This window comes from Arthrobacter oryzae (genome assembly GCF_030718995.1).
Classification (GTDB): Bacteria; Actinomycetota; Actinomycetes; order Actinomycetales; family Micrococcaceae; genus Arthrobacter; species Arthrobacter oryzae_C.
On the sequence record NZ_CP132204.1, the window covers coordinates 2,979,006 to 3,002,086 of the forward strand.

Here is a 23,081-nt window from a genome sequence, read left to right on the forward strand (position 1 = left end):
TGGCTGACCGGCGCACCCACGAGCGCTAGAGTCCCAGAAACCTGGCCGTGGGTTCGTGGCCTTCCACCTTCAGCGTCCAGTCGGGTCGTTGGAAGGTGGCCGGGGTGACGCGGACTTTCTGGACTTCCTGCATTGTGCCGCCCCAGGATGCCCGGGTTGTGCCGTTCAGTTCGTAGCCCAGGGAGCGTGAGACGCCCAGGGATTTGTCGTTCCACGCGGCTGCCTCTGACTCGGCAACTTCCGCTTTGAGGTAGTCGAAGGCGTAACTGACGACGGCGGCCCGCATCTCCTTGCCGAACCCCTGGCCTTGCGCGGACTTCGTGAGCCACGAGCCGCTGGACACCGTCCTGAGCGTAACGAAATCCTTGCCCTCGAGGTCCTGGCAGCCGATAAAGCCGCCGTCATGCCAGATGCCGAGCAGGAGCGTCCACTCCCCGGGCGACATGTTCCCGCGGCAGCGCCAGTACCACTGCGCCATGTTCGGCCCGAGCTCCCCGGCGGGCGACTCGGCCCAGGGTCGGCTGAATGGGCTCCGGCCGGGCTCATGGACGCCGCCAAGGGCAGCTTCAACAGCGGCCGGAATGTCCTCGTCCCGGATGGGACGGAGGACCAGCCGGGGAGTGGTCAGAGTCAGGGCGAACGGGGGCCAGTAGGAGGCGGGCGCAGTCATCAGGGAAGCCTAGCCCTCGCTCCGGCGCGCAGCCAGTCACATGCCGCGGGAGATGTCCCAGCTGATGTGGCGGCGGACGTCGGTCAGGTTCATGGATTCGGCGAGGAACAGGTCATCGAGCATGTATTCGTCCACGGCCAGGATCCGGAGCCAGTGGCCAAGGTCCTTCCATTCCGCCTCCAGCGAGCGGCTTGAGACGCAGACTCCGGTGCCGACGTCGATCCTTACCAGGTTCCGTCCGGGCCGGCAGAGCGGTGCCCCGGGGTCCGAAGGCCGGTAGGCGGCATTGGGGTTGACGGTCGTTTCCAATGCCGGGCGACCCTCATGGTCCACGGCTGTGACGGGGCCGAGTTCCACGGCATTGAGGTTCGGGAACTCGATGGGGACGGGCGCGTTGCCCGCCAGCTCCACCGGATCCAGCGCCGCTGCAAAGCGGCCGTTCCCGAAGCAGGGTTCGCCGTAGGCGGCCTCCGGGCGGCGGCGGACCAGTCCGCCGTCGTCATAGACGGGAGTAACCAAGTGCGGTGGCAGGAGCCATGACCTCCGGGTGGAGCTGACGTAGAAGCCGTCCTTGGAGTCATTGATGCCCGTGGTGCTGTGCAGCACCACGCCGTCCGCGGACTCCAGCCGCAGGGCGCCGGGACGGCGCAGCCAGGCACGCACCGTGTTGTCGGGGTCAGGGTTGCCGGTGTCGGGCGCCGGCCGGTCCACGTATTCGAAACGGAGGCTTTGCCACTTCCAGGGCGAGGACCGGCAGAGGTTTCGGAACCGTGCGGCCGCATCTGCCGGCTGGTTCCGCGGACCGGCTTCCCCTTGGTGCCTCGCGTCCCATGTCGACATATCCACAGTTTACGCGCGGGGCTCAGCGGCGGGGCGGGAAAATCCAGTAGCATCCGAGGGTGATCCAACGACTGGGCGAACTTTGGGAATCCACGCCGCTGGCCTTCTGGCTAGTGCTGGCGGCCTGCGCCTACTTCGGGGTGATGGCCGTGCGTCTGACGGTCATCGACGTCAGGCACCACCTGCTGCCCAACAGCATTGTGTTCCCGTCCTACGCTGTAGGCGGGATCCTCCTGCTGACAGCTGTCGCCGCCGTCCTGATGGCAGGTGCGGACGCGGAGGCAGTGCCCGACGGCGCTGCCCGGCTTTTCGGGCTCCCGGGGGTCCGCGTCCTGGCCGGGGGAGCAGCCCTGTGGGTCTTCTACTTCGTCCTGCGCCTGATCTATCCGCCGGGGATGGGATTCGGCGACGTGAAGCTCGCCGGTGTGCTGGGCATGTACCTCGGCTATCTCGGGTGGGGACACGTGTTCGCCGGGACCTTCGCCGCGTTTCTCCTGGGCGGGCTCTGGAGCCTGGGCCTGCTGGCTGCCCGCCGTGGCACCCTCAAGTCCGACATCCCTTTCGGGCCCTTCATGCTTGCAGGTTCGGCCGCGGCCATGCTGCTCCTGCCCGCGGGCTGATGGCTTGCGCTTGACACTGTGAACGGCCCTTCGGCCCGCGTTGCTGCGTTTAGGCTGGAGGCATGGCAGCACCAGAATTCATCCTCAAGCTCCGCGAAAAGATCGGCCACGACCCGTTGTGGATTCCCGCCGTGCGCGGGGTGGTCTTCAACGACGACGGCCACGTCCTGTTGGGCCAACGCTCTGACAACGGCCGGTGGGCGCTGATCTCGGGAATGCTGGAACCCGGTGAACATCCCGCGCCGGGACTGGTGCGGGAAATCTTCGAGGAAACGGCAATCGTGGCGGAAACGGAACGGATGGTTTCCGTGGGCGTGGTGGGGCCTGTCACCTTCCCGAACGGCGACGTGTGCGACTTCCTGGATATTGTGTTCCGCTGCCGGCATGTTTCCGGTGAAGCCCGCGTAAACGACGACGAATCCCTGGCCGTGGGCTGGTTTCCGATCGAGGGGCTGCCGGACATCAGGCCGGGGGACCGGGAGTGCATCCGCCGGGCGCTGCTGCCCGAGGATGCCGTCCACTACGAACCCTGAGGGTCTCCCGGCCGCGGCACCGGCTACGCCGGCGCCGACTGGCGTTCGGCCTCCAGGCGCTCCGCTTCTTCGCCGCCCACAGCCTCGCCCGGGCCACCATTCCGGCGGTATCGGAGAGCGGGATCTGCTTCAGCGTCAGCGCGAGGATCAGCGCAATGCCCAGGAACGGCAGGAGGTACCAGAACACCGGTGCCAGCGAGTCTGCATAGGCATTCACGATGGCGTCCCGCAGTTGATCCGGGAGCTGGCTCAGGGCCTGCGGGTCGAGGGTCTGGGTGGACTGCGCGGCCTGTTCGACAGACGCGCCGGCTCCCGTGAACGCGCTGGTCAGGGCTTCGGCCAGCCGGGACGTGAAGATTGATCCGAACACTGCCACGCCCAGGGAGGCCCCCACTTCGCGGAAGTAGTTGTTGGTGCTGGTGGCCGTGCCGATCTGTTCGGCGGGCACGGAGTTCTGCACCACCAGGACAATAACCTGCATGATGGAGCCCAGGCCGGCGCCGAACACGAAGAGCTGGACGCAGATGACCCAGATGGGCGTGTCGGCCGTCAGGGTGGTCAGCCACAGCATGGCGCCCATCGTGAGGGCAGCACCCATGATGGGAAACATCTTGTACTTGCCGGTCTAAGTCGAAACTAGTGCAACTTTTGAACTGCCCTTGGAAGGCAGAAACGAACGACGACGGCCGCCCGCCTTCGCTGGGAAGGTGGGCGGCCGCCGTCGCTCCCTACAGGGGCCTCCGCCGCCGAGGGTTCCCTGGCTGAGCGGAGCGAAGGTAGGGAGGTGGTGGGGACCTATGCCTTGTGCGGGGGGCGCGTCATGGACATGACGTCCAGGGCGGTGTCCAGCTGCTCTTCCGTCACCTCGCCGCGCTCCACGAAGCCCATGGCGACGACGGTCTCGCGGATGGTGAGCCCTTCGGCGACGGCCTTCTTGGCGATCTTGGCCGCGTTTTCGTAGCCGATGTACTTGTTCAGCGGCGTGACGATGGACGGGGAGGCCTCCGCGAGGAAGCGGGCGCGCTCGACGTTGGCGGTGATGCCGTCGATCATCTTGTCGGCCATGACGCGGCTGGTGTTGGCCAGCAGGCGCACGGATTCGAGCAGGTTGGCGGCCATGACGGGGATGCCGACGTTCAGTTCGAAGGCGCCGTTGGTGCCGGACCAGGCAATGGCGGTGTCGTTGCCGATGACCTGGGCGCAGACCATGATGGACGCCTCGCAGATGACGGGGTTGACCTTGCCCGGCATGATCGAGGAACCCGGCTGGAGGTCCGGGATGGCGATTTCACCGAGGCCGGTGTTGGGGCCCGAGCCCATCCAGCGGAGGTCGTTGTTGATCTTCATGAAGGAGATCGCAATGTTGCGCAGCTGGCTGGAGGCTTCGATGAGGCCGTCGCGGTTTGCCTGGGCCTCGAAGTGGTCGCGTGCCTCGGTCAGCGGCAGGCCCGTGTCGGTGGCGAGCAGTTCGATGACGCGCTCCGGGAAGCCGGCAGGGGTGTTGATGCCGGTGCCCACGGCCGTGCCGCCGAGGGGAACCTCGGCCACGCGGGGCAGCGAGGCGTTGATGCGCTCGATGCCGTAGCGGACCTGTGCGGCGTAGCCGCCGAACTCCTGGCCCAGGGTCACCGGGGTGGCGTCCATGAGGTGCGTGCGGCCGGACTTCACAACGTCCTTGAACTCAACGGCCTTGCGGTCCAGCGAATCGGCGAGGTAGCCGAGGGCCGGAATGAGGTCGTTGATCAGCGCCGACGTTGCAGCCACGTGGACGGAGGTGGGGAAGACATCGTTGGAGGACTGGGAGGCGTTGACGTGGTCGTTCGGGTGGACCACCTTGTCGCTGCCGGCAGCTTTGAGGGCACGGGAGGCGAGCTCCGCGATGACCTCGTTGGTGTTCATGTTGGAGGACGTGCCGGAGCCGGTCTGGAAGACGTCGATGGGGAAGTCGCCGTCGTACTTCCCGGCAGCAACCTCATCGGCGGCGTCCGCGATCGCCTTGGCCAGCTCGCCGTCGAGCACTCCAAGTTCTGCGTTGGCCTGGGCGGCAGCCTTCTTGACCCGGGCGAGGGCCTCGATGTGCGCGCGTTCCAGGGTTTTGCCGGAAATGGGGAAGTTTTCAACTGCACGCTGCGTCTGTGCACGGTACAGGGCGTTCACGGGGACGCGGACTTCGCCCATCGTGTCATGTTCAATGCGGAATTCTTCAGTGGAAGTCATGGGGCTAGCTTAGGGCGATTGGCGGCCGGGGCTAAAACCGTGAAGCGCTTGAGTCAGCCCCGGCCGGGCGTGCGGAGGGCGGGGATTTAGAGTTCGCCGATTCCCGAAACGAGGTCGGCGCGGCCCTCTTTGAGGCTGTACGACAGGCCGATCACGGCCGCGCGTCCGGTTTCAATTGCGTCTGAAATCACACGGGAGCTGTCTACGAGCCGCTGCGAGGTCTGCTTCACGTGCTCCACCACCATGTCGTTGACTTCGGTTTCGTTGTTGCGCAGCGAGGTCAGCACTGACGGCGTGATCCGCTCAACAAGGTCGCGGATGAAGCCGGTGGGCATCTGGCCTGTCTCCACAGCGTCCTTCGTGGCGCTGACCGCGCCGCAGCTGTCGTGGCCCAGGATCACGATGAGCGGCACGCCCAAAACGCCGATGCTGTATTCGAGTGAGCCCAGGACGGCGTCGTCGATGACCTGGCCGGCGGTGCGGACCACGAAGGCGTCGCCCAGGCCGAGGTCAAAAATAATTTCTGCGGCGAGCCGGGAATCGGAGCAGCCGAAGATCACCGCGAACGGATGCTGGTTCTCCACCAGCGAGGACCGGCGCGAGGCGTCCTGGTTGGGATGGGAGGATTCGCCGGCGACGAAGCGTTCGTTTCCTTCGCGCAGTCGCCGCCAAGCCAGGGCAGGAGTCAGGTAAGTAGCCACGGGGCCACTTTACGGCGAAGGAGTGGCCGAGGGGGAAACTGTGGCGGCAGGATTACTTTCCAAGGACTTCACGACGGCGTCTGCCAGGACGGCGAACTCGTCGAGTTGGGCCGTGCCGGTCAGGATGACGGTGGTGCCTTTGTGGTTAAGGACCATGCTCTTCTCGCCCTTGCCGGTGTCCCGGAGCTCCCAGTCCAGGCCGCCGGCGTTGCGGTTCCCGGTGACCGGGGCGCTCTTGGTCTGCTGGAGCAACCACGTCGGATTCGCCTGGGCGGTCTGGACGAGGCCGATGAACGACTCCTTCGGCGTGAGGTATCCGACCTCCCACGTGGCCACCCCGCTGCCGGTCCCGGACTCCCAGCGGGCGTAATTGGGGCTGAATGTGTCGCCGGTCGCGGGTGCAACGGGTGTGAATCCCGCCACATCGGCGGCGTTCCGGGCCACGGCGCTGACATCAACGTTCGGCCGGTATCCGTCGGTCTTCGGCGACGGGTTCATCAAGACGATGGGGAGGAATGCGGCGACGCTCACCAGCAGTGCGATGATCATGCCGATGACCGAGGCGTTGGCCCTTTTTGCCGCAGCGGCGCGGATAACAGGCTTAACCACGGGTGCGTCCGGGGTGCCTGCCGCGGGTGCGGGGGTGCCCGTGCTGGCCGGCTGGGTTTCGGGGGTGGACTTGTCCTGCGTTTCGCTCACGCTTCTATAGTCGCCCATGTGGAAGCTGTTCTCACATTCCTGCCGGTCCGCCGGTGAGGAAATGCGATGTATCACGGACCGGTCATCCCATGACCTTCGGATGCTGCCGCGACTATGATCAGTAGCAGAGGAATCACCGTGACGGACTGATACCGGCCGCACGGGTTCAATGATCGCCACTCGAAGAAGAGGTTCACGTGTCACCAGCGCCTATGACCCAGCAGTATTCCACGATTTCGCCGTCGCTTGCCGTAGGCATTGACGAACCGGACCGCAACCTTGCCCTGGAACTTGTCCGCGTCACCGAAGCCGCGGCCATTGCCGGCGGCCACTGGGTTGGCTTTGGCGACAAGAACAAGGCCGACGGCGCAGCTGTCGACGCCATGCGCTCCTTCCTCCAGACCGTCCACTTCAACGGTGTTGTCGTCATCGGTGAAGGCGAGAAGGATGAAGCTCCCATGCTTTTCAACGGCGAGCACGTAGGTGACGGAACCGGCCCTGAGTGCGATGTCGCCGTTGACCCCATCGACGGAACCCGTCTGACCGCCCTGGGCATCAACAACGCCCTTGCCGTTCTGGCTGTTGCCGAGCGCGGCTCCATGTTCGATCCCTCCGCCGTGTTCTACATGGAGAAGCTCGTCACGGGCCCGGAAGCTGCCGACATGGTTGACCTGCGCCTGCCTGTGAAGCAGAACCTGCACTTAATCGCCAAGGCGAAGGGCGTGAAGGTCAACCAGCTGAACGTCATGATCCTGGACCGGGACCGCCACCGTCCGCTCGTGGAGGAAATCCGCGAAGCCGGTGCCCGCACCAAGTTCATCATGGACGGCGACGTCGCCGGCGCCATCGCTGCGGCCCGCTCCGGCACCGGGGTTGACGCACTCATGGGTATCGGCGGAACGCCGGAAGGCATCGTGGCAGCCTGTGCCATCAAGTCCCTCGGCGGCGTCATCCAGGGCCGTCTCTGGCCCACCAGCGACGACGAGAAGCAGAAGGCCATCGATGCCGGGCACGACCTCGAGCGGGTGCTGTCCACCAACGACCTCGTCTCCAGCGACAACTGCTACTTCGCGGCCACGGGCATCACCGACGGCGACCTCCTGAAGGGCGTGCGCTACTCCAAGGACAAGGTCCTGACCCAGTCCATCGTGATGCGGTCCAAGTCCGGCACCATCCGCTTTGTGGACGGCGAGCACCAGGCCAGCAAGTGGGAAGGCTACGCCCGCAAGAGCTAGTCCCTGCTTCACCTCCGCCTTGTTCAGCGCGAACGTACACTTGAGGCCCCCAGCAGGGCCTCAAGTGTACGTTCGCGCTTTTGTTTGCCGTTCAATGCCGCTTACCATGGCCGCTCTCACCTTTTCGAGCACGAACGGCTTGTCTCCCTCGAGATCCTCCTTGTAGACCCTGACTTCACGCCAGCCCATCCGATCTGTCAGGGACTGGCGGCGAAAATCGATGCTGACTTGGAGCGGATCGGCGTGGTGGCCGCCGTCGTACTGCAGAGCGATCCGTTGCTCCGGATAGGCCGCATCTGGCCACACGGCCGGCTGTCCCCAGGTGTTCCTGATGACATAATTCAGCACCGGTTCGCCGTGGCCGGAGCGGGCGAGGATCAGCCGCATCCGGGTCTCCTGAGGGGAATCGGCGCCCACACGGATTTCAGAGAGCGCCAGCCTTGCTGTCTTCATCCCCCGCATTCCAGGATGGGCCCCGACCGTTCGGCGGAGGTCGGCCAGCGTGCAGCGGCCCTCCTTGCCGCTTTCGGGTGACACCAAGGTCTTTGGCAGCAAGGTCGGTGAAGGAACCGGCAAGCAGTTCCTGGGGCAGGCGGGTTCGGGGCATGCTTCAGTTTGCACCGGCCAACCGCGCCCGAAGTCGTTATCCACAGGTCGGATTCCCGGGCTATTCGCGAACGGACACTTGACGCCCCAAATGACCGCGAGGGGCGAGGGGCCGCAAGTGTCCGTTCGCGCTAAGTTCGCGCTTGTCTGGCGCTTGGCTTGCGCTCCGAGGAGTGTGCCGGGTCAGCTGCGGAGGGCGCGGAGCTTTTCGCGGGCGCTTCGGGCAAGCTGGTATGCGCCGTACCGGACTTTCTTCACGGGCAGGTCCCAGGTGCCAGGGTAGGCAATTTCGCGGCCGCCGAACGACTTCTTGAACGCCGTGAACCCCGCCCACTTGTGGTTCGGCTGGTCCTCCGGGGCCACGCCCCACAAATCCACGTGCTTCAGGCCCTTCTCCTTGGCATCCGCGATGAGCGTCACCAGCAAAGGTATGCCGGCGCTGAGCTTGCGATGCGCGTCGTCCAGGGCGGCGTGTGCGTACGTGCGGGTGTCGGCGGAGTCGTAGGCCAGGGCCGCGGCGATGGGACCGCCGTGGCGTTCGGCGATGAACAGCGTGGCTGCGCCGGACGGCATGAGGGAACGGGCCACCTGCGTGAGGTACTCATCGCTCTGCGGCTTGAATCCGCTGCGTTTGGCCGTCATGTGCAGGAAGTTCAGCAGCACACGGATGTCTTCGGGATCCTGCGATGCCCGGAAGGTCACGTCCTTCTTGTGGATGTTCCGGTAGAGGTTCCGGTTCACGGGCTTCATGTCGGCCAGGACCTCCTTGAAGTCCCGGTCCAGGTCCACGATCCAGCTCAGTTCCGGCTGCTGGTTGACCGGAGCCGGCCGCAGGCCGCGGCTCCGCAGCACCGTGGGCGCCTCAGCCGCCAAGAATCCGGCGCTGACCGGCTCGATCCGGACAAACGCCGCACCGCACGCGCGTGCCAGTGCCACGAGGGCCGCCAAGGCGGCGTCGAACGCTTCGAGGGAATCGGCTACCGGACCGTACGGGGCGTACAGCACCTTGCCCGCCGGGTTCTTCTCCTCCACGGCGAGGAAGCTCCAACCCGGGCCCGACTCCTGGTGCACCGCGCGCCCCAGGGAACGCTGGAAATCGGCCCACTGCGGCGTCTGCAGGAAATAGTCCACCGGATCAGGCCTCCACTGCTGTGGTCACGGCAAACGCGACGGCGGTCCCTGCGGAGCCGGCCGCCGGGTGCACGTTCACCGGAGCCTCCGCGGCAGGGAGGAAGGCGCTCGCGCCGCGGTCCAGGTGGAGGTCGCCCTTGGGGGAGTCCAGCAACACTGATCCGGAGACCACGATGATCACTGCCGCCCCGGACTGTGCCAGCGGGACGGGCGTGCCGTCAGGTTCCAGTTCGATCCGCTGCAGCTGGAATTCACGGAACGGCGGCCGGTAGAGCTCCTGGCCCAGCTCAGACGTCTCGGCCGCCAGCATGGGAACGCCCACCGACTCGAACTCGACGGTGGCCAGCAGTTCGGGCACGTCCACGAACTTCGGGGTCAGTCCGCCGCGAAGCACGTTGTCCGAGGACGCCATGACCTCGATGCCGAGCCCATGCAGGTAGGCGTGGACATTGCCGGCCGGCAGGTAGACGGCCTCGCCGGGCGCCAGCGAGATCCTGTTCAGCAGCAGCGAGATGAGCACACCGGGGTCGCCGGGATAGTGGCCGTGCAGGCTCACCACTGTGGACAGTTCGGTCTGGTAGGGCGTCATCGGCAGCCCGGCCTTGAGGGCCGCCACGAGTTCGCGCACCGCGTGCGAGACGGCGTGGCCCCCGCCGATGAGCCTGGTGAACGCGGCTTTCAGGGCATCGTGCTCCACCGGCGCGGCCAGGTCCTGCACGACGTCGCGGAACACGTGCGGTACGTCAAGGGACATCGCGTCCATGGACGCCGTGAGGTGTTCAAAGAGGGCACGCGTCGACGCTGCCGGGCGGAAGCCGCAGAGCGCCTCGAAGGGCGTCAGGGCAAAGATCATCTCCGGCTTGTGGTTGTCATCCTTGTAGTTCCGCTCCGCCGCGGAGCGGTCGACGCCGGCGGCCTCCTCGCGGGCAAACCCTGCCCGCGCCTGGTCCAGCGTCGGGTGTACCTGAAGGGACAGGGGACTCTCTGCAGCCAGGACCTTGAGGAGGAACGGAAGGCGCGGGCCAAACTCCGCCACGCTGGCACTGCCCAGATGGTGGTCGGGATCGGAACTGATCAGTGCATCCAAAGGCAAAGGCCCGCCGTCGGCCGCTGTTGCCACCGACGGCGAGTCCGGGTGCGCGCCGACCCACAGCTCAGCCTCCGGCCCGCCGGAGGCCTGACGGCCCAGCAGCCCGGCAATGGCCGTAGTGGAGCCCCAGGCGTAGGGCCGGAGGACATTCTCGATTTCGTACAAGCCTGGTGTCCTTTACCTCAAGGCAGCCGTGCGGCTGCCGCAGTTTCATCGATGAGTGCCGACGCCGGAGGCGGCGGAAGGCGGTGGGCCCGGTGCTCAGAGCGGACGGCATTGGCCGTTGGTGGCCACAAGATCCCGGATCGCCTGCTCGTTGCCCTCACGCTTGAACTGGTTCAACATTTCTTCCGTGATGGGCTCGCCGTCGGGGGTGGTGGTCACCGGTGTGAAGTCCGACGACGACGGCGACGGCGACGGCTGCGTCAGGGGCGCCGCCGGTGCGGCGGCCATCAGCGGGCCCGCGGCCGAGCCTGCCTGCACGATGGCGTCCTCAGCGGCGGGATCCCCGGCTGCACCCGCTGAACCGCCGGACTGCGCGGCAAGCAGCTGATCAACCTTGCTGTGGATCTGGTCGAAGTCCGGAACCGTCGAGAACGAGGCGTCGAAGTCGGGCGGCCCGATGGTCAGCCGGCGGACTTCCGTGCCCTTGGCCTTCATGGCCAGGTCCACGAAGCTGCCGAGCTGGCTCGCCGAGATGTTGGAGTCCACCACCTTGGTGCCGGCGTTGGCAATGTCCTCGAACTTCGAGAGCAGGGTTGCCGGGTCGAGCTGCTTCAGCATCGCCTGCTGGACGCACTGCTGTCGCTGGATGCGGGCGTAGTCGTCCACGAATTCGCGGGAGCGTCCGTACCAGAGGGCGTGGTAGCCGTCCAGGTGCTGGTCTCCGGCGGGGATCCAGCCTGTGGGCATACCGTGGATGCCGTTGGCTTCGTCCACCATGTCGCCGCTCAGGGGCACCCATCCGCCGGCCTTGATCTTGATGCCGCCCATGGCGTCAATGAGCTTTGCGAAGCCCTCCATGTCAACCAGGACGTAGGCCTGGACCGTGATGCCCAGGGAACCCGACACGGCCTCGAGCGTTGCCTGGGCGCCGGGATCGGCGACTCCGGGGTAGAGGTCGGTGTGCTCGTTGGTCACTTCGGTGTTGATCGCGTTGATCAGGCATTCGTTGCCGCAGTCGTAACCGTCCGGGTAGACCTGCCGCATGGGGGAGCCTTCACTGAACTGGGCATTCTGCAGGTTGCGCGGGACAGAGATGATGGCGGTCTGCCCGGTCTTGGCGTCGACACTCAGGACCGACAGGCTGTCCGGGCGGCGACCCGTGCGGTCGTCACCGGCGTCCCCGCCCATCATCAGGAAGTTGTAGCGGCCGTCCACGGGATCGATTGCCGGGCCGGCGGAGAAGATGCTGCCGATCGCGTTCCGGCTCACGTTCAGTACGTACGCCACATACCCAAGGGTGCCGCTGCTGAGCACCATGGCCAGGACCAGTGCGACGCCGACGATGGGCCTCATTCCGGGTGCCAGCAGTACCGGCCGGATGAGCCTGAGGGTGTTGATGAACAGCGCCGCCCAGCCCAGGGCAAGAGCTATCAGGATGACGATGAGGAGGAGGGAGGCCACGGGGTTCGTGACGATCCCGATCAGGAGCGTGCGGTTGGCCAGCAACAGCACCAGAGCCACGATCAGCAGCCCCCAGACGGCAAGCGTCACCCGGAGGGCAATCCTTCCCAGCTTGCGGTCACCGGCCACGATCTGTGCGCTGCCCGGGACGAGCAGGGTCAGCAGCAGGAGGACAAACGCGCGCTTCGTCCGGACGGGCGCCGGAGCATTCGCCGGGTTGCGGACGGGGTCCGTCAGAGCCTGCTTCGGCGCCTGGGGGCGGTAGTGGCTGGTGGTCATCTGCTGATTCCTAACGGCTGCCCCGGAGAACGACGTTGCCGTCGGAGAACACTTCGCTGACTTTGTGCCGCAGGTTCGCGCCCTTGCGGGTGGCGACGTCATTCAGTTCCTGCGCGAACTCAATCAGGTCCCCGCGCAGGCGGACGGCGAGGTCGTCGGTTCCGGATGCCAGCATCCGGACGGCCAGCAGGCCGGCGTTCCGCGCGCCTGCGATCGAAACCGTGGCCACCGGCACACCGGCGGGCATCTGGACGATGGACAGCAGCGAGTCCATGCCGTCGAGCATCTTCAGCGGGACCGGGACACCGATCACCGGCAGCGGCGTCACCGACGCCAGCATGCCGGGCAGGTGTGCCGCGCCGCCGGCGCCCGCAATGATGACGCGCAGTCCGCGCTCATGGGCCGTCTGGCCGTAGCGGATCATTTCGGTGGGCATCCGGTGGGCAGAGACCACATCGGCTTCGAACGGGATGCCGAATTCGGCCAGGGCTTCCGCCGCGGCTTCCATGACCGGCCAGTCTGAGTCGGAGCCCATGACAAGGCCCACGATGGGCGCGGCGGCGTCGGTTTCGGACGGGCGGATTGACGCTGCAGGCGTGCTCATACTGTTCCCTCGGAGTTTCCTGGTGCTGTTCGGGCCGGAGCACGGCCGTCCCGGATGATGTTCGCTACGGTGGTGGCGCGTTGCCGGACGGAATCGACGTCGGCCGCTGCTGCCCCCACAAGGTTGACGTGGCCGATCTTCCGGCCGGGCCGGACAGCCTTGCCGTAGCAGTGGATTTTGGCAGCCGGCTCGTTGGCCATGGCCAGCGGATACGCCGAGAACAGTTCCTGGTTGTCGCCGCCAAGGAAATTCTTCATCACAACAATCGGCCCCAGCGCATCGGTGGCACCAAGCGGGAGGTTCAATACGGCGCGCAGGTGCTGCTCGAACTGGCTGGTCACTGATCCGTCCTGGGTCCAGTGGCCGGTGTTGTGCGGACGCATGGCGAGTTCGTTGATCAGGAAACCGGACCCGACACCGGGAGTTTCAAACAACTCCACTGCCATAACGCCGGTGACTCCCAGTTCGTTGGCGATGCGGATAGCGGCGTCTTCGGCTGCCGCCGCCACTTCCAGGGGAATGTCCTGGGCGGGGGCGATCACTTCGTCGCAGACACCGTCCACCTGGATGGTGTGGACGACCGGCCAGGCGCGGGACTCACCGTCGGGGGTCCTCGCCACAAGCGCGGACAGTTCACGGCTGAACTCCACCTTGGCCTCGGCCAGCAGGGGAGTCATGGCCTCGAACCAGTCAGCCGTTTCAGCCGCCTCCTCAACCGACCCGACCATGCGGACGCCTTTGCCGTCGTAGCCGCCGCGGGGCGTCTTCAGCACCACCGGCCAGCCGGTCTTCTCGCCGAAGGCAACCAGGGCATCGACGTCCGCAACAGAGGCCCAGGCCGGGTTCGGCAGCTCCAGCCTGTCGATTGCCGCGCGCATCACCAGTTTGTCCTGCGCGTGGACCAGGGCGTCCGGGCCGGGCTGCACGTTCACGCCCGCCTCCTGCAGCGCCCGCAGGTGGTCGTTGGGGACGTGCTCATGATCAAACGTCATGACGTCCAGGCCCTGGGCAAACTCGAGCAGGGCGTCGAGGTCCTTGTAGTCGCCCACCGGCGACGTCGGCACGGCGGAGACCGCCGAAACGTCTTCGCCTTCGGCCAGGACACGGAGTTCAAAGCCCAGGGCCGTTGCGGCGGGGGCCATCATGCGGGCAAGCTGGCCGCCGCCAACTACGCCTATTACTGGAAAAGTCACAAGAGCCAGCCTACAGAAGAGCAGGGGAGTTCCGGGCTTCACCACCGTTTCGGCCGGGAATTTGCGTCATTTCGCGGGCCGCCGGCGGCTGCGCCGCGGACCCGTCGGGACCGCTTCCCGCTTACGGGCTAAAATGGGTACTTGGCCCTGTGGCCTGAAATCTCAGACGGCCATGGAGGGTCATGTTTTACACACTTGCAGAACGTTTGCGCGGACTCGCCTCGCTTTTCTGGCGCGAGGTGGCCAAGTTCGGCGCCGTCGGCGGTGTCGCCTTCGTTATAGATAACGGCCTGACCTATTACCTGATGCACGGCCCCATGACGGACAGCGAAGCGAAAGCGCGGTTCGTCGGCGCCACAGTCGCCACCATCTTCTCCTGGATCGCCAACCGGTTCTGGACCTTCCGCCACCGCCGCCAGGACAACGTGATTCGCGAGTTCTTCATGTTCGTCCTGATCAACGGCATTGGCATCGGTATCTCCACGGGATTCACCGCCCTGGCCAAGTACTCATTCGGCATCACGGACAAGAACATGCTGTTCCTGGCGGGCGTGGCCGGCATCCTCGTGGCCACCGTGGTGCGCTTCTTCGCCTACCGGTTCCTGGTCTTCAACAAGGAACTCGACGAAGAGCCGGCATTCTCGCACGATCACGAAATCATCGAGCTGCACCACCACGACAAGCACCCGGTCCCTGTTCCGGGCAACGACGTTCCCGGTAATGTGCCGGCGGAGAGGGTGCAGGATCCGGACCTCCCCGGGCCGACCCGCAGCAGCTAGGCCCGAAGCTAAATACTCAGTCCCCCTGCACGCGCTCGTCGCCGAGTAACTTGTCGGTCACCGTGACGTCAGGGTGGACCAGGACGACTGAACCGTCGTTGCGCCAGGCTCCCAGGGACTGGACCAGGGCTGCTTCAAGCCCGTCGCCGGCCCGGACCAGCAGCCGTACGCCGGTGTCGTGGGAGGCGGCGAAGCCGTCCAGCAGGTCTGAATGCGGGTGCGGGGTGCCCGCTGACGACACGATCGCCCGCAGGGACGCATCCGGATCCTCATGGGCCATGAAAACGTCGCCATGGGACCGCACTTCGGCGGCAAAATCAACGACGCCGGGCGGCAGCTCACCGGGCCAGCGCATGGCGAGTGCCGGAAGCGGCACTGCGATGACGGCGTCGAACCCGGTGCCCTCGGAGCCGGCCTCCGGCGACAGCGTGGCGAGAAGCTCGGCGTCCGCGGAGTCGAGGACCACTTCCATTCCAAGCTGCCAGGCGGCCAACGCCAGGATCATGGACTTCCAATGCGCCGGCAGGTCCAGCCGCAGCCGCATCCCGGGTTCAGCGTCGAGTTCGTCCTGGAGCAAGTTGCTTGTCTTTGCCACCCAGTTGTCCAGCACACGGCCGGACAGTTCCACCCTCTCGGCGTCCGGTCCGTACCAGGTCAGTCGCGGTGACGTGGAATGGCCGGACCGCAGTGCAGTCATCAGGTCGATCGCCGGGATGCTCATGCCAACATCTTGCCACGGTGCCCGCCGGGCCGGGAGAGGTGTAGCGGCGGCCGGAACGCACGCGACGTGCCGGACCCGCATCTTCCGTCGTGTGATCTTCGCCACTGCGGCGTTTGGTCACTTTGATGGCGTAAATGGCGTCCGGGGGACGGGCGGCGCGGGATTCCCGGGAAATTCCCAGAAACTAGTCAGTATGCTGTCAAATTTCGCGGTATGGTGCGGAGCGGGGCAAAAAATCCCGGGCGTGGCGTGGCGGCGGTTTGTGCTCGCGGTTGATTATTATTCCGGCTGCCGCTTGACTCCCAACGACTTACACACGTGTAATTAGTTATCGAACGCCATTGCGCAAATACGGGCCACACAACCGAGTGTCCAGGTATTAAGTCAGGGGCAGCAATTTCAGAAGGGACGCCATAAATGGGGCAAGTTGAGCGTATCCAGGAAGATGCCGTCGTCGCCGGTCAGGCGTCGGCAAAGTACCGTTCGCGGGGGGTGCCAAGTGATTGGTATGTAGATCCGGCCGATCCGGATGCTGCCGAACGGTATAACCGAAGCACTAAAGATTCACTGCAGGACCAGGCCACGGCCTTCCTTGCAGCACATGAAGCACTCCTGGCGGGCAACCCGGACCAGGACAACGATCTCGACGATCCTCCGATGGAAGTGCAGACCCTCCACTCGGAAACCACCGCCCAGCCGGTGTGGATCGGTCTCCCGTTCGAGCAGGACTTCGACGACGAAGGTGAACTCGGATGGCAGACGGACGCCTTGTGCGCGCAGACTGATCCGGAGGCATTCTTTCCCGAAAAGGGCGGCTCCACCCGCGACGCCAAAAAAGTCTGCGGCGCCTGCAACGTCCGCTCGCAGTGCCTGGAATACGCGCTGTCGAACGACGAACGCTTCGGCATTTGGGGAGGCCTCTCCGAGCGCGAGCGCCGTCGGCTGAGGAAGCGAGCGGTCTAATTCTTCAGGAAGTACATGTCACCGCCGTTGTGGTCGCCCACAACGGCGGTGACTATCTCCCCAGCACCCTGGCGGCTTTGTCTCAGCAGACCCGTCCGGTGGACGCATACATTGGCGTGGACACCGGCTCACGCGACGATTCCCTCGTTCTGCTGAGCCAGGCTTTCGGTGAGGCCAGCGTCACCTCCTTCCAGCAGGGGAGGAGCGGGATGGGGGATGCGGTCAAGGCCGGCCTGGCCGCGATTTCCCCCCGGAATGCCGACCCGCGGAATCCTGACGTGCAGGGGGCAGGCACCGAGTGGATCTGGCTGCTGCACGACGACGCCGCTCCTGCGCCGGAAGCCCTTGCCGAGCTGCTCTATGCCGTGGAGCGGGCGCCTTCGGTGACGGTGGCAGGCTGCAAGCAACTGGACTGGGACGCCAGGCGCCGGCTGATCGACGTCGGACTGTCCACTAGCCGCTGGGCCGAACGGCTGACGCTCATCGAAGCGGACGAACTCGACCAGGGGCAGTACGACGGCCGCAGCGATACTTTCGCGGTCAACTCCGCCGGCATGCTGGTACGGCGTGACGTCTGGGAAGAGCTGGGCGGCTTTGACCATGCCCTGCCCGGCACCGGGGACGACGTCGACTTCTGCTGGCGCAACCGCCTGGCGGGACACCGCGTTGTCGTGGTGCCCACCGCACGGATGTTCCACGTCTCGCACCGTCCGCATGCGCTGGGCAGCGCCGGCGCGGCCCGCAAGGCCCAGGTTTACCTGCGCCTGAAGCACTCCGTGGCGTGGAAGCTTCCGCTGCACGCTGCCGGGGCACTGCTGGGGAGCCTCTTCAAGCTCGTGCTGAGCATTGCCGTCAAGGACCCCGGCCACGGATTCTCCCAGCTGATGGCGACGTTCGTGGCGCTGGGCCGCCCCGGGGCAGTGATCCGCGGACGCCGCGACGCTGCACGGACGCGGCGGATCCGCCGTTCCGTCATCAAAGGACTCCAGACCCCGCGGCGCGAGGTCTGGGCACACCGGCGTTCCCTGATCGAGGCCCTGGGCTCCGATGATTCCGATCCTGACCCGGCAAGGACGGATCCGCTGGCCGAACAGCCCAGCGGCGACTCCACGGACGACTTCGCTGCACTTAGCACGTCGGAACGCGGCTGGGTGGGCAACGGTGCCCTGCTTGCCGTGATCCTGACTGCGGCTGCCTCGCTGATAGGGCTTTCGGGCTTTTTCCGCGCCGAGGCCGTCACGGGCGGTGCCCTGATCCCGGTGTCGTCGAAAGTGGCGGACATCTGGCATCACGCCACGAGCTGGTGGATCGGCCTCGGAGCCGGGCTGCCCGGTCACGGCGACCCCTTCGACTTCCTCCTGTGGGTGCTTGGCCTGGTCGGCGGAGGGGACGCTAACGGCGCCCTCGCCTGGCTGCTGCTCCTGGCCATGCCGCTCGCAGGCTTGTTTGCCTGGTTCGCGGCCGGCGGCCTGACCACACGCCGGCGGTTCCGCCTGGTGGCAGCACTTGTGTGGGGCGGGGCGCCCGCCCTGCAGGTAGCGCTGAACCAAGGGCGCCTGGGCGCGCTCGTCGCGCACGTCATGGTGCCGCTGCTGGTCCTTGCGCTGCTGCGCGCCACCGGTACCGCCCGCGGCCAGGGCCGCTTCGCTGTTTCCGAACCCGGAGACCCGCGCTTCCTCGATAAGCCGCTTGCGAAGCCGGGCGTCAACGGCACCCCGTCCTGGACGGCCGCAGCGGCTGCCGGCCTGGCCCTCGCTGTTGTGGCAGCAGGGGCACCGTCGTTGCTGCTTCCATCCGCCGTCGTGGTTGTCCTGGCCGGGGTCCTGCTGGGCAGGCGCGGCCGCACCGTGTGGTGGGCGTTGCTGCCGAGTGCCGCGCTTTTCGTTCCGTTCGGGATCTCCGTGCTCGAACGCCCGCGCGCCCTGCTGGCCGATCCCGGCGTTCCGCTCGGATTTGAAGGCGCACCGTTGTGGCAGCAGATCCTGGGGCAGCCGCTCTATTTCGATGCCTACGGCGGTGTGGCCGGCCTTCCGGTCTTCGACGGATCGGCCGTCCCGTGGGCGCTGCTCCTGGCCCTCGTGATCGGGTTCCCTGTCCTTGCCCTCGCAACGGCGGCGCTTTTTGTCCCGGGCAAGCGCACCCGCGTGGCCCGTGCATTGTGGGTAGCGGCCCTGATCATCCTTGCGGGCGGCTGGCTCGCGGGCCACGTCGCCACCGCTGCCGGCGCCGACGCCCTGGTTACGCCCTTCACAGGACCGGCGGTGTCAGCGTCCGGATTCCTGCTGCTGGGGGCTGCCCTGATCGGGGCCGACGGCCTGCTCTGCTTCGCCGAGAAGACGGCAGCTGCCCCGGCTGCCCGCCGGATGGCCCTGCAGTCCCTGTCCGTCTTGGCAATCGTGCTGCTCCTGGCCGGACCCGTGGCCGGAATGACCGCCTGGGCCGCCGGGAACCTCCTGCAGTCGGCATCCGGGGCGGCGGCCGCAGCGGAGGCAGCGTTGCCCCTGGGAACCCCGCGGCAGATCGCGCCCACAGCCGCCCGCACCCTGCCGGCAACAGCCATCGACCGCGGTCAAGGCCCTGAGCAGACCCGGACACTGGTCATCGACACGGTGGAGGACGGCAGTTTCGACGCGTCCATCGTGCGGGGTGCCGGGACCACCCTGGACGGCCTGTCCACCATTGCAGCCGCCCGCAACATCATGGGGGACCCCGGCGAGGAGACCGTCAGGGATGACGACGCCGCCACGGCAGCCCTTCGCAGTGTCGTCGCCACCGTGGTGGCGGGTCAAGGCGTTGACCCCCGGCCGGAGCTGGAACGCCTGGGGGCAGGATTCGTTGTCCTGCGGGCCTCGGATACCGCTGCGCAGCTGACGGCGAGCCGGATGGATGCCGTGCCCGGGCTGGTGGCAGTGGGGCAAACCAACGTCGGCTGGCTCTGGCGGATCAGCCCGCTCAACCAGCCCGTCATCGATGCCGCCGACGTGGCCCACCGGGTGCGCATCGTGGACGGCACCGGCGCAGCGATCGGCCTGCTGCCCTCGCACCTGGAAACTGTTGATGCCGCTGTGCCGGAGGGGCCGGAAGGCCGCCTTGTGGTTCTGGCTGAACGGGCCGACCCGGGCTGGTCCGCGTGGATTGACGGCAGGCGGCTGACGTCCACGACGTCCGGCTGGTCCCAGGCCTTTACCCTCCCGGCCCAGGGAGGCCAGCTCTCCGTCCGCTACGAAAACCCATGGGCACTGTGGACCGCCATCGGGCAGGCGACGATCATTGGGCTGACCATCCTGCTGGCCATCCCCATGCCCGCCCGCCGGCCGAACACCGGCCTGTCCCGCGACGAAGGCTCCCTGCGTAAGGAACATCAGCATGCATAAGGACGGGAACGACGACGGCGCGCCGCAGGCCGGCCAGGACGATGCCACCGCCGCGGCGGCCGGGTCCGCGCCCGTGGCCGGGCGCCTGAAAGGACTTGCCGCACGCGGATGGACTGCACGCGGGGGCTCCGGCCGTGGAACGGTTGCCGGGATCGCTTCCGCGGTGGTGATCGTGGCCACCGCGGGGAGCATGATCGCGGCAGCGTCGATGGGCCCCCGGTATGCCAGCGGCCGACCGCTCGAAGCACCGCTTACCGCTGTGCCCGCCGGCAGCAACGTGGGGATCTGCCCCGGCCCCGCCCGCCTGCTGGAGGGAACCCCGGTAGGTACCGACCCGCAGTTCAGCCCGGAATCAGCCACCGCCAAAACCCTGGTCAACGCGGCCGTTCTGAGCACCAATGCGGGTGTGCTGCCCGGAAGCCGTCTCGCCGAAATAAATGGGAATCCCCTCGCCGAAATCGCTAAGGATCCCGGCAGTTCCGCCCCCACCGCCGCCGCCCCGCCCGCGTTGCTGGCAGGCGTCGTATCCCAGCGGGCGGTTGACGCCGTCAGCGTCCTGAGCGCGGACGCGGTAGGAAACCAGCAGGCAACGGCCGGAGCCGTCACTAGCTACACCGCCACCGACGGTGACCTCCAGGGCGCAGCCGCAGCCGGCTGCCAGGAGCCGGCCAACGACCTGTGGCTGGTGGGGGCCAACACGTCGTTGGGGCGGACTGCCGTCCTGCACCTCAGTAACGCCTCCAGTACTCCGGCCACCGTCAGCCTTGACCTGTATGGCGCGAAGGGCCAGATCCAGGCGCCCGGCAGCAGGGGACTCCTGGTTGCACCCGGGACCACCCGTTCAATCGTGCTGGCAGGCATAGCTCCTGACCAGGAAAGCCTCAGCATCCGCGCACGCAGCGCCGGAGGGCCGGTCACCGCCATCATCCAGCAGAGCGTTCTCCGGGGCCTCACCCCGGGAGGCGTGGACTTCATTGTGCCCGGGGCGTCCCCGGCCACCCGGCAGGTCATGTCCGGAGTGGACATCCAGGATCCGGCTTCGGCCAAGGCACTCACCGCCAAACCGGGATACGCTGACGCGGCCGCAGCGCTCCAGATCGCCGTTCCCGGACCCGCGGACGCCGTGGTGGAAATCAAGCTCTATGGACGCGACGGCCAAAAGGCACTCCCCGGCGGCGGCGTGGTGACGGCCAAAGGCGGCTCCGTGACCGAGGTTTCGATGGCCGGTGTACCAGCCGGGCAGTACACCGTGGCCGCCAGCTCCGATGTGTCGTTCACCGCTGCCGCGCGGGTCACCCGCGGGCTCGCATCAAACAGCGCCACGGACTTCGCTTGGTCGCCGTCGTCAGCCAGGCTCGGCAGCCAGCACGTGGTCACGGTGCCGCGCGCCGGTGATCGGTACCTGGTCCTGGGCGTCCCCGAGGGGCGGGCCAAGATCACGTATACGCCCATCACTGCCGACGGCAAGGTCCGCGCGGCCGCCACTGCCGACATCGCCGGCGGCACCACGGCCCTCATCAAGGTTCCCGGCGAAGCGGACGACGCCGCCGTGCTGGGCTACATTGTGTCCGCGTCCGGCGATGCCGCCTACGGCACAGTGCTGCTGGAAGAGGACGGGCGTGCGGACATCGCCACCGTGGCGGTGGCCCCGGGCGCAGCGGGCCAGGAGCAGGTCGCGGTGAAGCTGGGCTACTAGCGGCAGGCTAGTAGCGGCGCCGGTAGACGGGGTCCAGCGTTTCCGGCGCGACCCCCAGCATTTCGGCGGTGCGCTCCACCACGACGTCGTGGACCAGGTCCTGGAGTTCCTCCCGGCTGGAACAGGCGTTCTCGATGACCCGCCGGTAGAGGGTGATCACCGGGCCTTCGTCCGCCGTGGCAGGTTCGTACAATCCCATGGGCGCCGGGGACCGGTCCGCGACCAGCTGCTCCAGGCCCTGCGGGATCTCGTCAACAGCGAACCTGACTCCGTCCAGTGGCTTTCCCCAAATGTCGTGCAGGCGCTGGGCGGAGTCCATGACCATCTCGTCGAAGCGGTCTGATCGGGTGCGGTATCCCGGGAGGGTGGGCAGCATCAGTTCGCCGCGCAGGCCCCTGCCGTGGCGGTTCCGGCGGCGCTCCCGGAAACCCTTACCGCGGACCGCTCCTGAGGGCGTGGCGTTGTCCGCCGGCTGGCCGGCTCCCGGGTCAGCCAACCGGACCGTAAATCCCGGAACGTGGTGCGATTGCTGCATACATTGACTCTAAACCCGCCACCTGATTTACGCGACATAACCCGAAACGCCACACTGGCCCGCCCTGCATTGCAGGACGGCTATCGCGACACCGGAGGACGCCGGGGACCGGAATGCACGTTACCTCTGCAAACGGGGAGTAGTCTGTGATGTCGTGGGTGCTATTCGTCAATGTTCAAGGTCAGCCTGCCGTAACTCTGCGGTGGCAACTCTGACGTACGTGTATGCGGATTCCACAGCCGTCCTTGGTCCGCTGGCAACGTATGCCGAGCCGCATTGTTACGATTTGTGCGAACAGCATGCGGGGTCCCTCACGGTGCCCCGGGGCTGGGAAGTGCTGCGCCTGGCCATGCCGGCGACGCCCCCGCAGCCGGGACCCGATGACCTTTTGGCCCTCGCGAACGCTGTCCGGGAGGCTGCATTGCGGCCGTCCGCTGCGGACCCCGTGCCGGGTCAGCGTTCCGCGCACGCCGCGCTCGAAGCCCCGCCGGCTGCCGAGGGCGCCCGAAGGGGACACCTGCGCATCCTCCGCGAACCGTCCTGAGCCGCGGTTGCGGCGGGAAGCTTGTACGCTGGAAGCTGCAAATCCATCGGCCACCGGCGCCTGCTGCGGCGCCCATCAGGGAGCATCCACCATGCCAAAGATCAGTCCTGACCTCCTGTCTGTCCTGCGTTGCCCCGTGACTGGCTCACCGCTGGTGCAGGAAGGCGATGAACTCGTCTCGACCGCCGCCGGCGAGGCCGGGGAAAAGCTGCGCTACGCCATCGAGGACGGCATTCCGCTGCTGTTGCCGCCGGAACTTGTCTCCGCCGCGAACGCCGCGTCGTCGGACCAGCACGACGGCGGCCCGTCGGCGCCGAATAGCTTCCAGTCCGGCGCTGAATAACTCCCCGCCCGGCCCATCGCCCGTCCACTTGGCGCCGAACTTCCCATAGTTCGCCGAACGGACACACCATTCCTCCGTTCCA

At 66.8% G+C, this 23,081-nt stretch carries 22 protein-coding genes and 1 pseudogene; 9 read left to right on the forward strand and 14 right to left on the reverse strand.

The genetic code is table 11. From position 1 onward, the window contains the following. Positions 1 to 25: 25 nt before the first annotated feature. Both Q8Z05_RS13735 and Q8Z05_RS13740 read right to left on the reverse strand, forming a co-directional pair. Positions 26 to 670, reverse strand: a complete 645-nt coding sequence (locus Q8Z05_RS13735; protein ID WP_305940174.1) for a GNAT family N-acetyltransferase — start codon at positions 668 to 670, stop codon at positions 26 to 28. Positions 671 to 706: 36 nt separating this feature from the next. Further along, on the reverse strand, positions 707 to 1,510 hold the full coding sequence (locus tag Q8Z05_RS13740) for a hypothetical protein (protein ID WP_305940175.1): 804 nt from the start codon (positions 1,508 to 1,510) through the stop codon (positions 707 to 709). A 59-nt stretch (positions 1,511 to 1,569) separates the two neighbouring features. On the opposite strand from Q8Z05_RS13740, the gene Q8Z05_RS13745 reads away from it, so the two are divergent. Together Q8Z05_RS13745 and Q8Z05_RS13750 are read left to right on the forward strand one after the other, a co-directional pair. Beyond that, on the forward strand, positions 1,570 to 2,130 hold the full coding sequence (locus Q8Z05_RS13745) for a prepilin peptidase (RefSeq protein ID WP_305940176.1): 561 nt from the start codon (positions 1,570 to 1,572) through the stop codon (positions 2,128 to 2,130). A gap of 62 nt (positions 2,131 to 2,192) precedes the next feature. Further along, entirely contained in the window at positions 2,193 to 2,663 is a 471-nt protein-coding gene (locus Q8Z05_RS13750; protein WP_305940177.1) for an NUDIX hydrolase, read from the forward strand. Between the two features lie 23 nt (positions 2,664 to 2,686). Here Q8Z05_RS13750 and Q8Z05_RS13755 read toward each other — a convergent pair. The 4 genes and pseudogenes from Q8Z05_RS13755 to Q8Z05_RS13770 form a co-directional block, all read right to left on the reverse strand. Then, positions 2,687 to 3,288 (reverse strand): annotated as a pseudogene (locus Q8Z05_RS13755) (MFS transporter); the annotation flags it as partial. 170 nt (positions 3,289 to 3,458) lie between these two features. Further along, positions 3,459 to 4,880: a class II fumarate hydratase gene (locus tag Q8Z05_RS13760; protein ID WP_305940178.1), complete on the reverse strand. Its 1,422-nt coding sequence runs from the start codon at positions 4,878 to 4,880 to the stop codon at positions 3,459 to 3,461. A gap of 86 nt (positions 4,881 to 4,966) precedes the next feature. Beyond that, the gene (locus Q8Z05_RS13765) at positions 4,967 to 5,581 is read right to left on the reverse strand and encodes a carbonic anhydrase (protein WP_305940179.1); all 615 of its coding nucleotides are present in this window, start codon (positions 5,579 to 5,581) and stop codon (positions 4,967 to 4,969) included. A gap of 9 nt (positions 5,582 to 5,590) precedes the next feature. After that, positions 5,591 to 6,298, reverse strand: coding sequence for a DUF4245 domain-containing protein (locus Q8Z05_RS13770; RefSeq protein ID WP_305940180.1), 708 nt, complete (start codon positions 6,296 to 6,298; stop codon positions 5,591 to 5,593). 194 nt (positions 6,299 to 6,492) lie between these two features. Between Q8Z05_RS13770 and glpX the strand changes: the two genes are divergently transcribed. Further along, on the forward strand, positions 6,493 to 7,515 hold the full coding sequence (gene glpX / locus Q8Z05_RS13775) for a class II fructose-bisphosphatase (RefSeq protein ID WP_175417425.1): 1,023 nt from the start codon (positions 6,493 to 6,495) through the stop codon (positions 7,513 to 7,515). 60 nt (positions 7,516 to 7,575) lie between these two features. Here the strand turns inward: glpX and Q8Z05_RS13780 are convergent, their stop codons facing one another. From Q8Z05_RS13780 to Q8Z05_RS13805, 6 genes are all read right to left on the reverse strand, one after another. Continuing rightward, entirely contained in the window at positions 7,576 to 7,968 is a 393-nt protein-coding gene (locus Q8Z05_RS13780) for a hypothetical protein (protein WP_305940181.1), read from the reverse strand. Between the two features lie 336 nt (positions 7,969 to 8,304). Beyond that, the gene (locus tag Q8Z05_RS13785; protein WP_305940182.1) at positions 8,305 to 9,252 is read right to left on the reverse strand and encodes a lipid II:glycine glycyltransferase FemX; all 948 of its coding nucleotides are present in this window, start codon (positions 9,250 to 9,252) and stop codon (positions 8,305 to 8,307) included. A gap of 4 nt (positions 9,253 to 9,256) precedes the next feature. After that, on the reverse strand, positions 9,257 to 10,507 hold the full coding sequence (manA, locus tag Q8Z05_RS13790) for a mannose-6-phosphate isomerase, class I (RefSeq protein ID WP_305940183.1): 1,251 nt from the start codon (positions 10,505 to 10,507) through the stop codon (positions 9,257 to 9,259). A gap of 96 nt (positions 10,508 to 10,603) precedes the next feature. Then, entirely contained in the window at positions 10,604 to 12,247 is a 1,644-nt protein-coding gene (locus Q8Z05_RS13795; RefSeq protein ID WP_305940184.1) for an LCP family protein, read from the reverse strand. A gap of 10 nt (positions 12,248 to 12,257) precedes the next feature. After that, on the reverse strand, positions 12,258 to 12,851 hold the full coding sequence (gene purE, locus Q8Z05_RS13800; protein ID WP_305940185.1) for a 5-(carboxyamino)imidazole ribonucleotide mutase: 594 nt from the start codon (positions 12,849 to 12,851) through the stop codon (positions 12,258 to 12,260). Then, the gene (locus Q8Z05_RS13805) at positions 12,848 to 13,996 is read right to left on the reverse strand and encodes a 5-(carboxyamino)imidazole ribonucleotide synthase (protein ID WP_305943570.1); all 1,149 of its coding nucleotides are present in this window, start codon (positions 13,994 to 13,996) and stop codon (positions 12,848 to 12,850) included. Before Q8Z05_RS13805 ends, purE begins: the two co-directional genes overlap by 4 nt. Before the next feature lie 230 nt (positions 13,997 to 14,226). Between Q8Z05_RS13805 and Q8Z05_RS13810 the strand changes: the two genes are divergently transcribed. Beyond that, entirely contained in the window at positions 14,227 to 14,823 is a 597-nt protein-coding gene (locus Q8Z05_RS13810; RefSeq protein WP_305940186.1) for a GtrA family protein, read from the forward strand. Positions 14,824 to 14,839: 16 nt separating this feature from the next. Here Q8Z05_RS13810 and Q8Z05_RS13815 read toward each other — a convergent pair whose 3' ends face one another. Then, complete coding sequence (locus Q8Z05_RS13815) at positions 14,840 to 15,544, reverse strand: TIGR03089 family protein (RefSeq protein ID WP_305940187.1); 705 nt, start codon at positions 15,542 to 15,544, stop codon at positions 14,840 to 14,842. A 417-nt stretch (positions 15,545 to 15,961) separates the two neighbouring features. Between Q8Z05_RS13815 and Q8Z05_RS13820 the strand changes: the two genes are divergently transcribed. Genes Q8Z05_RS13820 through Q8Z05_RS13830 form a run of 3 tightly spaced genes read left to right on the forward strand, consistent with a single transcriptional unit; the run spans position 15,962 to position 21,577 of the window. After that, entirely contained in the window at positions 15,962 to 16,507 is a 546-nt protein-coding gene (locus Q8Z05_RS13820) for a WhiB family transcriptional regulator (RefSeq protein ID WP_305940188.1), read from the forward strand. 29 nt (positions 16,508 to 16,536) lie between these two features. Then, positions 16,537 to 19,881 (forward strand): glycosyltransferase family 2 protein, encoded by a 3,345-nt coding sequence (locus tag Q8Z05_RS13825; protein ID WP_305940189.1) that lies wholly within the window; start codon positions 16,537 to 16,539, stop codon positions 19,879 to 19,881. Next, a complete protein-coding gene (locus Q8Z05_RS13830; protein ID WP_305940190.1) occupies positions 19,874 to 21,577 on the forward strand; it encodes a DUF5719 family protein in 1,704 nt (567 codons plus the stop codon). The genes Q8Z05_RS13825 and Q8Z05_RS13830 overlap by 8 nt, the downstream gene beginning before the upstream one ends. 7 nt (positions 21,578 to 21,584) lie before the next feature. Here the strand turns inward: Q8Z05_RS13830 and Q8Z05_RS13835 are convergent, their stop codons facing one another. Next, a complete protein-coding gene (locus Q8Z05_RS13835; RefSeq protein WP_305940191.1) occupies positions 21,585 to 22,112 on the reverse strand; it encodes a metallopeptidase family protein in 528 nt (175 codons plus the stop codon). A gap of 154 nt (positions 22,113 to 22,266) precedes the next feature. Between Q8Z05_RS13835 and Q8Z05_RS13840 the strand changes: the two genes are divergently transcribed. Together Q8Z05_RS13840 and Q8Z05_RS13845 are read left to right on the forward strand one after the other, a co-directional pair. Continuing rightward, positions 22,267 to 22,656: a DUF3499 domain-containing protein gene (locus tag Q8Z05_RS13840; protein WP_305940192.1), complete on the forward strand. Its 390-nt coding sequence runs from the start codon at positions 22,267 to 22,269 to the stop codon at positions 22,654 to 22,656. A gap of 91 nt (positions 22,657 to 22,747) precedes the next feature. Continuing rightward, on the forward strand, positions 22,748 to 22,999 hold the full coding sequence (locus tag Q8Z05_RS13845; protein WP_305940193.1) for a Trm112 family protein: 252 nt from the start codon (positions 22,748 to 22,750) through the stop codon (positions 22,997 to 22,999). Positions 23,000 to 23,081 lie beyond the last annotated feature (82 nt).